Annotated in this window: 16 protein-coding genes; 8 read left to right on the top strand and 8 right to left on the bottom strand. The window is 64.9% G+C overall.

The features are described from left to right. Positions 1 to 72: 72 nt before the first annotated feature. From VMA74_RS21210 to VMA74_RS21195, 4 genes are all read right to left on the bottom strand, one after another. Positions 73 to 1,716: a GMC family oxidoreductase gene (locus VMA74_RS21210; protein ID WP_325370653.1), complete on the bottom strand. Its 1,644-nt coding sequence runs from the start codon at positions 1,714 to 1,716 to the stop codon at positions 73 to 75. After that, positions 1,706 to 2,356, bottom strand: a complete 651-nt coding sequence (locus tag VMA74_RS21205) for a gluconate 2-dehydrogenase subunit 3 family protein (RefSeq protein ID WP_325370651.1) — start codon at positions 2,354 to 2,356, stop codon at positions 1,706 to 1,708. Before VMA74_RS21205 ends, VMA74_RS21210 begins: the two co-directional genes overlap by 11 nt. Then, complete coding sequence (locus tag VMA74_RS21200) at positions 2,353 to 3,282, bottom strand: hypothetical protein (protein ID WP_325370649.1); 930 nt, start codon at positions 3,280 to 3,282, stop codon at positions 2,353 to 2,355. The genes VMA74_RS21205 and VMA74_RS21200 overlap by 4 nt, the downstream gene beginning before the upstream one ends. 193 nt (positions 3,283 to 3,475) lie before the next feature. Next, the gene (locus tag VMA74_RS21195; protein ID WP_325370647.1) at positions 3,476 to 5,278 is read right to left on the bottom strand and encodes a thiamine pyrophosphate-requiring protein; all 1,803 of its coding nucleotides are present in this window, start codon (positions 5,276 to 5,278) and stop codon (positions 3,476 to 3,478) included. 404 nt (positions 5,279 to 5,682) lie between these two features. Between VMA74_RS21195 and VMA74_RS21190 the strand changes: the two genes are divergently transcribed. Genes VMA74_RS21190 through VMA74_RS21155 form a run of 8 tightly spaced genes read left to right on the top strand, consistent with a single transcriptional unit; the run spans position 5,683 to position 10,622 of the window. After that, a complete protein-coding gene (locus VMA74_RS21190; RefSeq protein ID WP_325370645.1) occupies positions 5,683 to 6,213 on the top strand; it encodes a hypothetical protein in 531 nt (176 codons plus the stop codon). Further along, positions 6,213 to 6,458 (top strand): monovalent cation/H+ antiporter complex subunit F, encoded by a 246-nt coding sequence (locus tag VMA74_RS21185; protein WP_325370644.1) that lies wholly within the window; start codon positions 6,213 to 6,215, stop codon positions 6,456 to 6,458. The genes VMA74_RS21190 and VMA74_RS21185 overlap by 1 nt, the downstream gene beginning before the upstream one ends. Then, the gene (locus VMA74_RS21180) at positions 6,455 to 6,739 is read left to right on the top strand and encodes a monovalent cation/H(+) antiporter subunit G (RefSeq protein WP_325370642.1); all 285 of its coding nucleotides are present in this window, start codon (positions 6,455 to 6,457) and stop codon (positions 6,737 to 6,739) included. Before VMA74_RS21185 ends, VMA74_RS21180 begins: the two co-directional genes overlap by 4 nt. Further along, on the top strand, positions 6,736 to 6,990 hold the full coding sequence (locus tag VMA74_RS21175; protein WP_325370640.1) for a hydrogenase subunit MbhD domain-containing protein: 255 nt from the start codon (positions 6,736 to 6,738) through the stop codon (positions 6,988 to 6,990). The genes VMA74_RS21180 and VMA74_RS21175 overlap by 4 nt, the downstream gene beginning before the upstream one ends. Beyond that, positions 6,987 to 7,751, top strand: coding sequence for an MnhB domain-containing protein (locus VMA74_RS21170; RefSeq protein WP_325370638.1), 765 nt, complete (start codon positions 6,987 to 6,989; stop codon positions 7,749 to 7,751). The genes VMA74_RS21175 and VMA74_RS21170 overlap by 4 nt, the downstream gene beginning before the upstream one ends. Then, on the top strand, positions 7,748 to 8,098 hold the full coding sequence (locus VMA74_RS21165; RefSeq protein ID WP_325370636.1) for a sodium:proton antiporter: 351 nt from the start codon (positions 7,748 to 7,750) through the stop codon (positions 8,096 to 8,098). The genes VMA74_RS21170 and VMA74_RS21165 overlap by 4 nt, the downstream gene beginning before the upstream one ends. Further along, a complete protein-coding gene (locus VMA74_RS21160; protein ID WP_325370634.1) occupies positions 8,095 to 9,879 on the top strand; it encodes a complex I subunit 5 family protein in 1,785 nt (594 codons plus the stop codon). Before VMA74_RS21165 ends, VMA74_RS21160 begins: the two co-directional genes overlap by 4 nt. Before the next feature lie 8 nt (positions 9,880 to 9,887). After that, complete coding sequence (locus VMA74_RS21155) at positions 9,888 to 10,622, top strand: endonuclease (RefSeq protein WP_325370632.1); 735 nt, start codon at positions 9,888 to 9,890, stop codon at positions 10,620 to 10,622. A gap of 46 nt (positions 10,623 to 10,668) precedes the next feature. Here the strand turns inward: VMA74_RS21155 and VMA74_RS21150 are convergent, their stop codons facing one another. The 4 genes from VMA74_RS21150 to thiM all read right to left on the bottom strand — a co-directional run bounded on the left by VMA74_RS21150 (position 10,669) and on the right by thiM (position 14,224). Further along, on the bottom strand, positions 10,669 to 12,036 hold the full coding sequence (locus VMA74_RS21150; protein WP_325370630.1) for a cation:proton antiporter: 1,368 nt from the start codon (positions 12,034 to 12,036) through the stop codon (positions 10,669 to 10,671). Positions 12,037 to 12,051: 15 nt separating this feature from the next. Further along, a complete protein-coding gene (locus tag VMA74_RS21145) occupies positions 12,052 to 12,291 on the bottom strand; it encodes a hypothetical protein (RefSeq protein WP_325370628.1) in 240 nt (79 codons plus the stop codon). Positions 12,292 to 12,773: 482 nt separating this feature from the next. Then, the gene (thiE, locus tag VMA74_RS21140; RefSeq protein WP_325370626.1) at positions 12,774 to 13,418 is read right to left on the bottom strand and encodes a thiamine phosphate synthase; all 645 of its coding nucleotides are present in this window, start codon (positions 13,416 to 13,418) and stop codon (positions 12,774 to 12,776) included. Continuing rightward, complete coding sequence (thiM, locus tag VMA74_RS21135) at positions 13,415 to 14,224, bottom strand: hydroxyethylthiazole kinase (RefSeq protein WP_325370624.1); 810 nt, start codon at positions 14,222 to 14,224, stop codon at positions 13,415 to 13,417. Before thiM ends, thiE begins: the two co-directional genes overlap by 4 nt. Positions 14,225 to 14,380: the final 156 nt, after the last annotated feature.

Below are 14,380 nucleotides of genomic sequence, written 5' to 3'. Positions count from 1 at the left end.
ATCGTGAGCGACGCAGGCTGGGATGCAATCCCAGCATCACCATGCCAACGAAAGCTGGGATTTCATACCAGCCTACAACTCACCACGCGCGGCCAAGGCTTCGATCCGGTCCGCCGTCCTGCACGCAATCGCCTGGATCGTCAGCGACGGATTCACGCCACCCACCGTCACGAACACCGAGCCGTCGCAAATCCACAGATTGGGGATGTCCCAGCTGCGGCAGTCCGCGTTGACCACGCTGGTGCGCGGATCGCTGCCCATGCGGCAGCTGCCGTTGATGTGGCAGGTGTCGTCGGTTTCGCGCCAGATGTTTTTTGCGCCGGCGGCAGCGAGCGCCTTGTCCATGAAATCCAGTGCATGCTGGATCATGCGGCGGTCGTTGTCGCAGTTGGAATGCGTAACGCGGGCGATCGGCAGGCCGTATGGGTCTTTTTCGTCGGCGAGGGTGATGCGGTTGCGTTCCTGCGGCATGGTTTCGCCGACCATCTTCAGGCCGACCTGGTGGTTGTAGTGCTGCATCTCCCGCATCAGCGCCTCCCCCCACAGGCCGCGACCGCTTTCAGCCTTGGACCACAGCACGGGTAGCGGGCCCTGGCTCATGTAGCAGTAGCCGCCGAAGAAATCCTTGCCTTCGTCGGTGTAGTTCCAGTGCTCGGTAATGGCCAGTGACGGCGGCCCTTTATAGGCGCGGATCTCCTCGTCCATCAAACCCCACACCGCCTGGTTGGACTGCACCATGAAGTTCTTGCCGACCAGGCCGGAGCTGTTGGCCAGGCCATCGGTAAAGCGTCCGTTCGCCGACATCAGCAGCAAGCGCGGCGTTTCCACCGCATAACCTGCCACCACCACATGCTTGGCGCGCTGGAACTGCCAGCGTCCTTCGCGGAAATATTCCACGCCGGTGCACAACCCTGCATCGTTGACCACGATACGGCCGACCATTGCCAGGTCGCGGATTTCCGCACCGGCTTTCACCGCGCGCGGAATCCACACGTTGAGCGTGCTCTGCTTGGCGTTGGTGGAGCAGCCCGATACGCAGAAGCCGCGATACGCGCAAGGATGCGCCAGGCCGCGCGGTGCGGAAAGCGTGGCCAGCGGCGTGGGCGACCATTTAATGCCCAGGCGTTCGGCCCCGCGTGCCAGCACCATCGCGGCGGCATTCAATTCATGCGCGCGATACGGATAACGGCCGCGCTTCGGGCCCCAGGGATAGCGCACCGGGCCGGAAATTTTCAGCGCCTCCTCGACCATGTCGTAGTAGTGCCACATCTCGCGCCAGTCGAGCGGCCAATCGTCCGCGTAACCGAGCATGGTGCGCGACTTGAACCATTCGGGTCGGAAGCGCAGCGACACCATCGCAAAATGCACCATGCTGCCGCCGACCGCCTTGCCGCTGTTGTTGCTGCCGAGCTTGACCGGATCTTCGCCATCGCACAGGCGTTCGTCGGTCCAGAACAGTTTTTTCTGGTGCGATTCGTCGGACGCGAATTCTTCCAACGGCCGCCACCACGCGCCGGCGTCGAAAGCCACCACCTTGAAGCCTTTTTCGGCCAGCCGGCAGGCGAGGGTGCCGCCGCCGGCGCCGGTGCCGACGATGGCGAAATCCACGGCTTCGTTCTGCGGGTATTCGCGCATTGGCATCCAGCCGCCCACGCGCATCACATCCGGTGCGCGCCCGTGCTTGCCACGCGGTTCGTGTTGCGGATCAGCGGACACGGCGATTTTTCCGCAGTGCTTGGTGTTCCTTGCCGGGCTTGGCTTCGGCCGCTTCCCATGGATCGCGGCGGTCGTAGTACATGCGCACATAGCCGCGCGGATTGGCCGCGCCGCCGAAGCCGATCTCGTTCCAGGCATACGGGTGCGAGTAATACGCGCCGCAGATATCCGGCAGCACGCGCTGGGAGAAGAACAAGGCCGGTTGCATGCCGCGCCAGAAACCGCTGGCCACTTCGCCGTGCTGGATCTGTTTCAGCAGTGCATGTTGAGGGTCGCGTTCGATACTGGCCAATGGCAGGCCGTGGCGCAGCTTGCTTTCTTCATCCAATGCGCTGAGGCCAATGCACCAGGCTTCGCGCAGCGGCGGCAGGCCCGCATAACGAAAACCGTCGCCGGCATTCGCCTTCAGGCGCGCGTCGATCATGCCGGCCAGCGGCACCTGCGGCCGATCCGCCGGTTGTGGAATGATGCATGCGCATAGCGCTTGCAGCGCACGCCAGCGCACCGCGTCGAGAAAGCTCGGATCGGATGGGGTGGCCAGGCGTTCCTCGATGACTTTGCGCGTGACCTCATCCCATGATGGCGTGTCGCGCCGCTTGAGGACGTCGTAGCCGGGATAGCGTGAGGTATACAGGTTCATCGCCGTTCGCTCTCCCGCAATCGCAAGGCCGCCAGCCCGGCGAGCGCCAACGCCGAGAAACTCGGCGGCGCGGGCAGGGGCGGCCCGTTGTAGATGTTCTGGCTCCAGTTGCGCCAGCCGCCGTGATGCCGGGCGACACCGCGTATGTGGAAGGCGGCGCCGAGCCAGCCGATCAGCCAGGTAAGTTGCAGCGCCACGCGTGCCAGCCAGCGTGGCCGCGGCTTGGTCAGCGTCGCATGCAGAAGCAGCGCCGCCGCCGCCGGCGGCACGCTGACCGGCGCGTACATCGCCTTGTGCTGGAACGAACCGCGGAAATGCAGCAGCGCCGCTTCGCCGGCATTGCCCGCAAGGCCGATGCCGCTCAGCAAGCCCAAGGCCTTGCCTGCCGGCATGCCGAGCAGGCGTGGCGAGCGCGCCGGCTGGTTGCGCAACCGTTCCGCGGCCGCACCCAAGGCGCCCGATAGCAACAAGGCCATCGGTGCGCCCAGCGGCGCGGCGTAGAACAGATTGTTCCAGCTCCAGCCGCCGGGTCGCTTCATCACGTTGTAGATATGGAAGCCGGTGCCGGCGACGCCGGTGAGCGCGGCGCCCCAGTAGATGGCGTGGCGCATTGCATGGGTTTGCGCGTTGCGATCCGCGCCGCCGTGCAGGCCGGCGAGCAAGGAGCACGTCGCAACCACGGGCGGCACGTACATCGCGGGATTGGAGAAGGAACCGCGGTAGTGCTCCATCGCGCTGTCGGTAAGCACCGAGCAGGCGAGCAGGGCGGAACTGCGGTTGAACGCGCGCGAGGTTTCGATATGCAGGCGGCGCGCGGGTATGCGCTGGCGGCGCACGCCCGGTGCGTACCGCGCCAGCACGGCAGCGGCCGCGACGCCTGCCGCGGCGCAGGCGAGGGTGGTCCATGGAGGGCGGTTGTTGCTCATTTCATAGGCTCGCCGTAATGGCTCCCTCCCCTGCTTGCAGGGGAGGGCTGGGGGTGGGGTTGCCTGAGCTTTAGCGTTCGGCCGAATTTCTCCGTGCTGGTGTTCGTGGCAGCGTCCGCAACGCGCCGCTCGCTTCGCTCGCACTCCACCCTAACCGTCCCCTGCAAGCAGGGGAGGGGAAGTTCTCTCGTGCTCACTCTTTATCCTTATGCCCCGGCAACACCGCACTCAACACTTGCCGTGCGGTATCGCGCAGCATATTCCCTTGTTCCGGATCGCCGGCCATCAGCGTGGAGGCAAACGCCTTGGCTTGCGCCAGCGTGATATGCGGCGGTAGCGGCGGTATCTCCGGATCGGCCTTCACTTCGATCACCACCGGGCGGTCGGATGCCAGCGCTTCATCCCAGGCAGCGCCGAGGCGTTCGGCATCGTCGACATAGATGCCGCGCAAGCCGATCAGCTCGGCGAAACGATGATAGGGAATGGACGGGATCTCCTGCGATGCTTCGAATTTCGGGTCGCCTTCCATCACACGCTGCTCCCAGGTCACCTGGTTGAGGTCGGAATTGTTGAGCACCATGCAGATCCAGCACGGGTTGCTCCATTCCTTCCAGTACTTGGCGACGGTGATCAGCTCAGCCATGTTGTTCATCTGCATGGCGCCGTCGCCGACCAGCGCAATCACCGGGCGTTGCGGATAGGCGAACTTGGCGGCGATCGCATAGGGCACCGCCGCGCCCATCGAGGCGAGGCCGCCGGACAACGAACACATCATGCCGCGTTGCACTTTCAGATCGCGTGCGTACCAGTTGGCGACGGAACCCGAATCGCTGGTGACGATCGCATTGGCGGGAATGCGCGGCGAAAGCTCCGATATCGTGCGCTGCGGATTCACGCCGTTTTCGGCCTTGGCCCTGGCGCGCGCATCCAGTTTCTTCCACCAATCGGCCGTCCACTTCTCGATCTTCTCGCGCCAGCTGTGCTCTTCCTTGCCGTGCAGCAAGGGCAGCAGCGCGCGCAGCGTCTCGGCGCTGTCGCCCACCAGGTTCACTTCCATGGGATAACGCAGGCTCAGCATGTCGGCCTTGATGTCGATCTGCACGCCGCGCGCCTGGCCTTCCTCCGGCAGGAATTCGGAATAGGGAAAGCCCGAGCCGATCATCAGCAAGGTGTCGCATTCCATCATCATCTTGTAGCTGGGCTCGGTGCCGAGCAGGCCGATGGAGCCGGTTACCCACGGCAGATCGTCCGGCAACGCGGCCTTGCCGAGCAGCGCCTTGGCGGCGCCGGCGCCCAGCTTGTCGGCCACGGCGATCACCTCGTCCGTGGCGTGCAGCGCACCGGCCCCCACCAGGATCGCCACCTTCTTGCCGGCGTTGAGCACCTCGGCCGCGCGGCGCAGGTCGTCGTCGTACGGCAGCGTTTTCGGCTTGCGGTAGCCGACGCCCGAATGCACCGTGCCGTGCTTGCGCCCCGGCGGTTCGTAGGGGAGCTCCTGCAGATCGTTCGGCAGCACCATCGCCGTCACGGTGTGCTCGCCCAGCGCAGTGCGGATGGCGCGGTCCACGATGTGGCGCACTTGCCCCGGCACCGCGGCCGATTGCACGAAAGCGCCCGCTACGTCCTTGAACATCGCCGGCAGGTCCACCTCCTGTTGATAGTGGCCGCCCAGTGACGCACGCGCCTGTTGGCCGGCAATCGCCAACACCGGTTGATGATCGAGCCGCGCGTCGTAAAGCCCGGTGAGCAGGTGCGCCGCGCCGGGGCCGGACGTGGCGATGCATACGCCCAGTTCGCCCGTGAACTTTGCATGCGCCGACGCCATGAAGGCCGCCATTTCTTCATGCCGCGCCTGGATGAATTGAATTTTGCCGTTCGCGCGGTTCAACGCACCGAAGACGCCATTGATGCCGTCACCCGGGTAACCATAGATGCGGCGTATGCCCCATTCGTGCAATCGCTCGACGATAAAGTCTCCGACGGTTGGCTTGCTCATGCGCAGAACTCCGGTTGGGCTGGCGCTGCGTGATGATGTGGAAGAGCCAGCAGCGCGCGTGGATGTGGCGCGTCGCGCTAGCGCGGCGCGGGTCATCTGCGAACCTAGGCAGGGCGGCGTGCATAGGCTGTGCAGCTTTTGTGGCTGAGGCATCACGTGTGAGCCGGCGAGCTCATCGGTAGGAAGGGTGTTCGTCTCCTTGCGCAACTCACCTTCGCCGGGATGCGTTCCCTCCCCTGCGAAGTAGGGGAGGGCTAGGGTGGGGTGCGAGCGTAGCGAGCCGCGGGAACCAGATGTCGCTGCCATTTGCGTCTTGCAACAGGAAGTTCTGCAAACACGTTCGAGCGCACGCTAACGCACAAGCAACCCCACCCCAGCCCTCCCCTACTTCGCAGGGAGGAGCTATGCAGCAAAGCCGAACTCATCTGTACGCATCATCCACGCAGGCAGTGGAAGAATCCGGCGTAACTTCGGTAAGGCGTGATGCAATGTGGCGCTTGCTGGTGGAAGTGATCGTGTTCGGTGCGGTGTGTCTGCTGTTCGCAGGCAGCACGGCGCTGGCGGAAATCATCGTCGCCGCGTTTGCCGGCGTGCTCGCCGCGCTTTTGCATGCGCGCCTGATGCATTGTTCCGCGTTTCGCTTCACCGGCACGCCACAACCGCTTCACATCGTGAAGCTGGCCGCCAAGGGTGCGTTGCGCGACGTCCCGCAAGGCGCGTGGCACGTGCTGGCTTCGCTGTGGCGTGGGCGTTTCGGCAAGCAGGTGATGGAGCCGGCTCCGGTGCTGACGAGCGGCACAGACGTGCATACGATTCCCAAGCGGCGCGCGCTGGCGATCCTGGTGACCTCGTTCGGCCCCTTGGCCTACACCATCGAAGCGCACCGCCAGGCCTTGCGCGTGCACCGCGCCGCAGGGACGACGAGGGCGCAGTGATGTACTGGATAGCGATCATCGCCTTGCTGCCGCCAATCGTGGCCGGCGTGGTCGCGGCACGCCGCGGGGTACTGCGCACGCGACCGCTGGCGATCCAGTTTCTCAGCACGCTGGTGGCGATTGTGTTCGTGCTGATGTCGCTGGCGATGCAGCAGCCGTCGTACATCGATCTTGCCTTGACGCTCACCTTGCTCGGCCTGCCGGGCATGCTTGTCTACGCCTTCTACCTGGAGCGCTGGCTGTGAGCCTGGTGATCGCCCTGCTGCTGGTCTTGCTGGTGGCGTGCTGCTGGCTATCGGCGGCGGCGCTGTTGCGGCTTCCGCGCGGGATGGATCGCTTGCATGCGGTGAGCTTCGCACCCTTGGCAACGCTGCCGTTGCTGCTGCTGGTGACGGCGCTGCAAACGGGCATGAGCGTATCTACGGTGAAAGTCGCCTTCCTGTGGCTGTTCAACGCGCTGGTGAGCATCGGCATCGCGCATGCGCTGGGGCGCGTGATGCGGCCGCGCAAGGGTGGTGAGGCATGAAGTTTGCGGTGGCCGGTTGCCTGCTGCTGGTGATGTTCAGCGGTGCCCTGGTGGCGTTGACGCGCCGGCCGGCACGCCAGGTGCTGATGATTAGCGCGCATGGCCTGCTGCTGTCGATGCTGTTCCTGGTGCTGGAAGCGCCCGACGTAGCCTATTCGGAAATCGCCGTGGGTACGGCGCTGGTGCCGGTGATGTTTCTCACCGTGCTGGCCACCATCCGCGGCGGTGGCAAAAGGAACGTGCCGCGATGAACTACGGCAAGCTATTGCGCTACGCACTGTGCATCGTGTCACTGGTGGTGCTGGCGCCGGCCGTGGTGCTGGTGGCGCTGCGCATGCCGGCATTCGGCGATACGCTGCCGGCCTACGGCGCAGCGATCAATGCGCAGGTACCGTCCATGCGCCAGGCCACCAACGTGGTGACGGCGGTGATCTTCGACGTGCGCGGCGTGGATACCTTGGGCGAGGAATTCATCTTCGTTGCGGCCATCACCGGGCTGGCGGTGCTGTTGCGCGGTGGCCGCGGCGAAGACGCGTCGCGCAAACCGATCCATACCGATGCACGCCGGCTGCCCGCGCGTAGCGAAGCGATCGCCTTGCTGATCCGCTGGATGCTGCCGGCGACCGTGGCGTTTTCCATCTATGTGATGGCGCATGGGCAGCTGACGCCGGGCGGAGGTTTTCAGGCCGGCGCAGTGCTGGCGTCGGCGATGTTGCTGTTATTCCTGGGCGATGGTTATCCCAGCTGGCGGCAAACGGTGCCGCCGATCGTCATGCAGTGGCTGGAAGCATTGGGCGCGGTGGCTTGCGTTGGCGTGGGTCTGCTGCCGATGGCGTTCGGTGCAGGCTTTCTGGAAAACGTGCTGCCGCAGGGCCAGCCGAAGTCGCTGACCGGCGGCGGGCTGATTCCGCTCTTCAACCTGGCGGTGGGCATGGCGATCACGGGCGGTTTCGTGAATGCGCTGGTGGAATTCCTGGAGGAAACGCGCGAACCGGAGGAGGGCGAACGGTGATCGTGTTGCGGGTGCTGCCTTGGCTGGCTGCTGCGTGGCTGATGGCGATCGGCATCTACGGCATGGTCACCAGCCGCCATTACGTGCATCTGATCGGCTGTCTGTCGGTGGTGCAATCGGGCACCTATGTGTTGCTGTTGGCGATCGGTTTCGTATGGCATGCCGGGCCGCCGATCTTCTACGACCATTCGCCCGGCACACCGGCGGTCGATCCGGTGATGCAGGCCTTGGTGCTGACCGACGTGGTGGTGGGCGCGGCGGTCTCGGCTTTGTTGCTCGCGATGGCGCTGCAACTGCACAAGCGACGCAAGACGCTCGACCCGGAAGACCTGGAGCCCGTTCCTTGAACCTGCTGCGCTGGATTCCGTTGCCGGTAGCCTTGCCGCTGCTGGTTGCAGCGCTCGCGCTGCTGCTTGAAAAGCGGGTGCCGCGCCGCGCGATCGATATCCTGGCGGTGCTGACCACCGCCGCCATCAGCGCGGAGTGCATGGCGCTGGCGCATGCGGCGGCGGGCGCGCCGCTGGTTTACTGGTATGGCCAATGGGCGCCGACGCGCGGGCCGGTGCTGGGCATCAGCTTTGTGGTGGACAGTGCCGGTGCGGGTGCTGGCGCCTTCATTGCCGGCTTGTTCGCGCTCACCTTCTTGTTCGTGTGGCATTACTTCGAGGAAGTGCGCGCGCATTTCCATGCGCTGATGCTGATGTTTTGCGCCGCCATGCTCGGCTTTTGCCTGACCCACGACCTGTTCAATCTCTTCGTATGGTTCGAGACGATGAGCGTGATTGCCTTTGCGCTCACCGGCTATCACCTGGAAGACGCCGCGTTGGAAGGCGCACTCAACTTCACCGTGATCAACACCATGGGCAGCTTCCTGATGATGGCGGGCGTAGGGCTGGCGTATGCCGCCACGGGTGCGCTGGACATGGGGCTGGTCGGCAAAACCTTGGCGCAGCACCACGCCGACGTACTGGCCTGCGCATCGTTCGTGCTGATGGGGGCGGCGATGCTGATCAAGGCGGCCGGCGTGCCGTTTCATTTCTGGCTGCCTGATGCGCATGCGGTGGCGCCGTCGCCGGTGTCGGTGATCTTTTCCGGCGTGATGGTGCCGATGGGCTTGTTCGGGCTCGGGCGCTTGCTGACCATCGTGTTCGCCGGCGTGCCCGCGGTGGTTGCCTTGGCGCATGCGCTGCTGCTGCCGCTGGGCGGGGTCACGGCCATCGTCGGCGGTTTCATGGCCTTGCAGCAGACGCATCTGAAACGCCTGCTGGCGTACTCCACGGTAAGCCACGTCGGCGTGATGCTGGCGGCGCTCAGCCTGCTCACCGCCCACGGTGCCGCAGGATGGCTGCTTTACATGCTCGGCCACGGCACGGTGAAGGCGGCTCTGTTCATGGCGGCGGGCATGCTGGCGGCGGTGCTCGATAGCGTCGACGAGTTCGAATTGTATGGCCGCGCGCGCGGACGTCCGGTGCTTGCCTGCGCGTTCTTCGTGGCGGCATTGTGCCTGGCCGGGTTGCCGATCGGCATCATGGGAGCGGGCGCCCGAGCGGTGGAAGGCGCGGCAAAACAGCTGGGTGATGATTGGCTCGGGCCGATCATCATCCTTTCCTCGGCGACCACCGGCGGCGCGGTCTTGCGCGCCGGCGTGCGCATTTTTCTCGGCAAGGGTGAGCGGCCGAAGCAACGTTCGACCCTGCCGCCGGAATCGGAGCGCGGCCCTCGTCCCTGGCTGTTGATGCTGTTGCCGCTGCTGGTGCTGGTAGGCGTGAACCTGACGGCGGGCATGCCGCTGGAACGCATGGCGCGCGCCGCAGCGGCGACCTTCGTGCACATGCCGGCGTGGGACGTGCTCAGCGGCAAGCGGGCGTATGTGGCGGCAGCCATACCCGCAGCCGTCAGCGCTGGCGAAGCATCCGGCTGGCTGGCGGTCGGCATCGCCATGGTGATCGCGGCAGTGCAGTTGTTCGCGGCTGGTTTGCTGAAGCAGCGCGTGTTGTGGCCCGCGCACATATCGATCAAGACCTTGCGCGTCTTGCATACAGGGCGCGTGGGCGATCAGGTGGCGTGGCTTGCCGCCGGCCTGGCGATGCTGGCCGGCGGCATCGTGGCGGTAAGCGTTGTGCATTAGGTGCGTGCATGCCGGAAGGTCCTTCCATTGCGATACTCCGCGACGAAGCCGCCATCTTCGTCAACCAGCTGGTGCTGCGCGCCTACGGCAACGCGAAGATCCCGATGCAGCAGCTCGAAAACCAGCGCGTGGCGGATCTGCGCAGCTTCGGCAAGCAGACCTTGCTTCTGTTCGACGGCTTCTACGTGCGCGTGCACTTGCTGATGTTCGGCAGCTACCGGATCAACGAGCAGCGCAGCATCGTGCCGCGGCTTGGCCTGGTATTTCCGAACGGCACTCTGAATTTCTACAATGGCTCGGTAAAACTGCTGGAAGGCAATCCGGACGATATCTACGACTGGCGCCTGGACATCATGTCCGACGCCTGGGACGAAAAGCTGGTACGCAAGAAATTCCGCGCCCTGGCGGACGCCTTGGTATGCGACGCCCTGCTGGATCAGGACGTATTCGCCGGCGTGGGCAACATCATCAAGAACGAAGTGCTGTACCTGTGCAAGGTGCATCCGCTTTCGCGCGTGGATGCGCTTTCGGCGCGCAAGGCCAACCAGATCGTGGCGCAGGCGCGGGCATACAGCTTTCGTTTCCTGGATTGGAAAAAAGCACACGTGCTGCGCAAGCATTGGCTGGTGCACAACCAGAGCCGCTGCCCGGTGCACGAGATTGCGCTGTCGCGCGGCTACCTGGGCAAGCGCAAGCGGCGGAGCTTCTATTGTGAGTTGTGCCAGCGGCGGTATGGCGAATAGCCCATCGGCCTTGCATCAATGCCGTTGCCTGGGATTTCATCCCAGCTTACGCAGATCTTCCGTGCGCTTTCTGTTGCGCCCTTTCGCGCAGCCGCCGCTCGCGCCACGCCAGCAGCGGCTGGCAACTCGCGCCATGCACCACGATGCTCAACACCACCAGCGTGGACACCATGCCGGTGAGACGTGGCGCGACGGAGGCCGGCATGCCATGCGTCAACGCATAACCAAGATAGTTGAGGCTGCCGATGCCGCGAATGCCGAGCCAGCCGGCCAGCATGCGGCGCACTGGCGGCATGCGCGTACCGATGGTGGCGATCCAGGCCGACAGGGGGCGGATCGCCACGAACAACAGCAGGGCCATCAGCGCGCCTTCGCCGCTCCATCCATTGGAACAGGCAATGCCGACGATCAGCACCATGCCCACCGCCAGCAGGCGCTCCAGCGTATCGCCGAACGACAACGCGTCGGAGACCACCAGGCCAATGCTGGCCGATGGCTGTTCCAAGGCGACTTCATCGCGCTGGTTGGGATTGACCAGCATTTCAGCCGGCGGATGGATACGGTCCTCAAGCTCGTGCGCCACATCAGGATGCGGATGTCGTGATACCACCCGCCACTCGGTGTGCCGCAAACCGACACCCGCCGCGAACGCGGCGAGGAATTGCGAAGCGTGGAACGCCCTGGCGAATGCATACGTCAGCGCGATCAAGGCGAGCGCGAGAAAGTCGCTCGGTGCACGATCGCCGCTTGCCATCTTGGCGCGCGTGGCGATGATGCCGATCAAGCGCGCGAGCAGAAATCCGATGGCAAGCCCCGCCGGCAACGCCCAGCAGACATCGCGCCACAACCAGTGCAGCACGGCCGGTCTGTCTGCCCGGCCCGAAAGTAGCAGCAAGCCCAGCAGCAGGAACGGCATGGCGGCGCCGTCGTTCAAGCCCGCTTCGCTGGAAAGCGCGACGCGCAGGGCGTCGTCGTCGCGCGCGTTATCCACCGACACCAGGCTGGCCAGCACCGGATCGGTCGGTGCGGCGATGGCGGCGAACACCAGCGCCAGCGGCCAGGAAAGGGCGAGCCATGCGTGGCTCGCCCAGGCGAGTCCGGCCACGCTCAGCACCATCGCCGGCGCCGCCAGCCGCACTCCCGCGCGCCAGGCCGGATGGCGCCATGGCAAGCGCAGTTTCAGGCCGGTGAGAAACAAGGACACCACCAGCACGCCTTCGCTGATCACGCCCAGCCAATAGCCGTGCCGCACCAGTTCGACATGCGCATAGCCGAGCAGCATCGGGCCAAGCGCCAGGCCGGCCAGCGTATACACCACGAACGGCGTGACCGGCATGCGGCGCAACCAGCCGGCCGAGAGCGAGGTGGCCAGCAACAGGGCGCCGAGCAGAAACAACCATCCGAGTGGATTCACCCGCGCGGGCCGAGATCAGTGATGGCGCTTGCTGATGTCGCTGCGCTCGTAGCCCGATTGGGGTGGCGGCGTTTTTTCCAACTCGGCGGGTACCGCTTCGTCGGTGGGTCGCGCATGCGCGTGCTGCGGTTCGGCTTGTTCCTTGGCGCCTGGCCACGCGGGTGTTTGTTGTGCGTGATGTTGCTTGGCGTCGGCGAGATGCTGGATGGTTTCGGCCGGGTCGGTTGGCTTGTGTTGCGGCTTCTTGTGGGTCATGGCGCATCGCTTTTCTGGGTGAGCCCCGGAGTGAAGGGCCTCGCTGCGAGGTGATGTGTGCGCTGCAGCCTCACCCATCCTGCGTTGCGCAAACGTCAACTTTTCCTGGTGGCATCGCTTCCGAAACATCGACATATCCACCACATGCCCGCCGCAAATCGGGTTTTGTGCTCGACGTGCGTGCCCGTGCGTATCTGCTGCTGCGTCGGCAACCTACGTGCTCGGTCAAGTTCGGAGTATCGAGGCTAGGGCGAGCGTAGCGAGCGGCAGGAACCAGACGGTTTCCTGCGATCAAAAATCATCACGACTTTTGCGAGGCCTCAAAATAAAACAGGCCGCCTTATCGGCGGCCCGGTCGGGCATCGGTCATCCATGTTGAGGAGGGGCCCCTCCTCGGCGCCTGACTTCCCGGCGCGCCATTTATCGCATATTGGCACGTCAAAGTCAGGTATTGCGCAGCAAGTTGGCCCTTCACGACAGCTTCACAGGCCGTTTCGCGCTTGCCGAATGGCGATCCACATTGCAGTGGCGGACTCACGCGGGTCCGGCATGCCGCAGATTGCCGAAACCACCGCGAGCCCATGCGCGCCCGCTGCAAAAACATCGCTAACGTGCTGTCTTTTAAGGCCGCCGATGGCGACGGCAGGGACCGGGCAGGCAGCCACCACATGGGCCAGGCCGGCGAAACCGAGCGGCTGTTCGTGGTCGGGCTTGGTGGGCGTGGCGAACACGGGGCCGATGCCGGCGTAGTCGACCACCCCGGGATCGATCGCACGCGCGGCGCTTTCCGTGTTGACGGAGAGGCCGAGCAGCATGTCCGGCCCGATGCGTTCGCGTGCCAGGGCAGGGGACATATCGCGTTGGCCGATGTGCACGGCATCGACGCCGGCCTCGACGGCCGCTTCGATGTCGTCATTCATCACGATCAGTGCCTTGGTGTCGCGCAAGGCAGCTTTTATGTCGCGTGCCAGGGCGATGCGTTCGGCGGTCGACGCGCGCTTGTGGCGCACTTGCACGGCTGTCACGCCGCCTGCCACGGCTGCGCGTGCGGTCTCCACCATCGAATGCAGCCGGCAAAGATCCGGGTCAAGCACCAGGTACAGCGAAAGGTCGAACGGTTGCTTCATCCCGGTGTTACCTGCGCCTGCGCTTGCAGCCCATCGCCGTTCAATGCGGCCAGCGTGTCGATAAAGCGCCAGGCGAATGAACCCGGGCCGGACGATTCCCGTGCAGCCTGCGTACCTGCCACGCTGAAACATGCCAGCGCGCTGATCGTGGCTTCCCATGGCGTTGCCGGAGCTACGGCGACGAACGCGCCGACCAGGCCGGTGAGCGCACAGCCCATCGCTGTCACCTTCGGCATCCACTCGGAGCCGCCGGCAATGCGCGCGGATCGGTGGCCGTCGGTGACGAAATCCACCGCACCTGTCACGGCCACCACCGAGCTCGTTCGCCGCGCCAGCACCAGCGCCGATGTTTCCGCGCGTTCCACGCTATCCCCGCTGTCCACGCCGCGGCCGGTACTGGCATCGCCTGCCAGCGCCATGATTTCCGATGCGTTGCCACGGATCACCGTGGGCTTGAATGCCAGCAGCTCCTGCACGGCATGGCGGCGGAATGCGGTGGCGAAATGCGCCACGGGATCGAGCACCCACGGCTTACCGTTTTCATTCGCCACCTTGGCCGCGGCGCGCATGCCGTCCAGCCACGGCGATGAAAGCGTGCCGATATTGATGGTGACGGCGCTTGCCACGCCGGCGAATTCACCCGCTTCCTCCGCTGCGTGCACCATGGCCGGCGATGCACCTGCTGCGAGCAGCGTGTTGGCGGCGTAGTTCATCGCCACGTAGTTGGTGATGCACTGGACTAGCGGGGATTGGCGACGCACGTGGTCAAGCAGCTCACCCAAGGATGAAACGACAGCAGGAGTCATGATGCAGCTTTAGAGGTTTGACGGGGCGTGCATGATGGTAGCTGTTATTGGCGCCGTAGGCCGGGATGGAATCCCCGCTTTCGTGGGCATGGCGCTGCCGGGATTTCATCCCAGCCTACAATAGCGGGCATGGCCGCCACCAAAAAACCCAAAACA

Origin of the sequence: Dyella sp. (assembly GCF_035508675.1) — a bacterium.
In the GTDB taxonomy this organism is placed as follows: domain Bacteria; phylum Pseudomonadota; class Gammaproteobacteria; order Xanthomonadales; family Rhodanobacteraceae; genus Dyella_B.
Note: the sequence above shows the minus strand (reverse complement) of the source record. Positions and strands in the feature narration are given on the sequence as shown.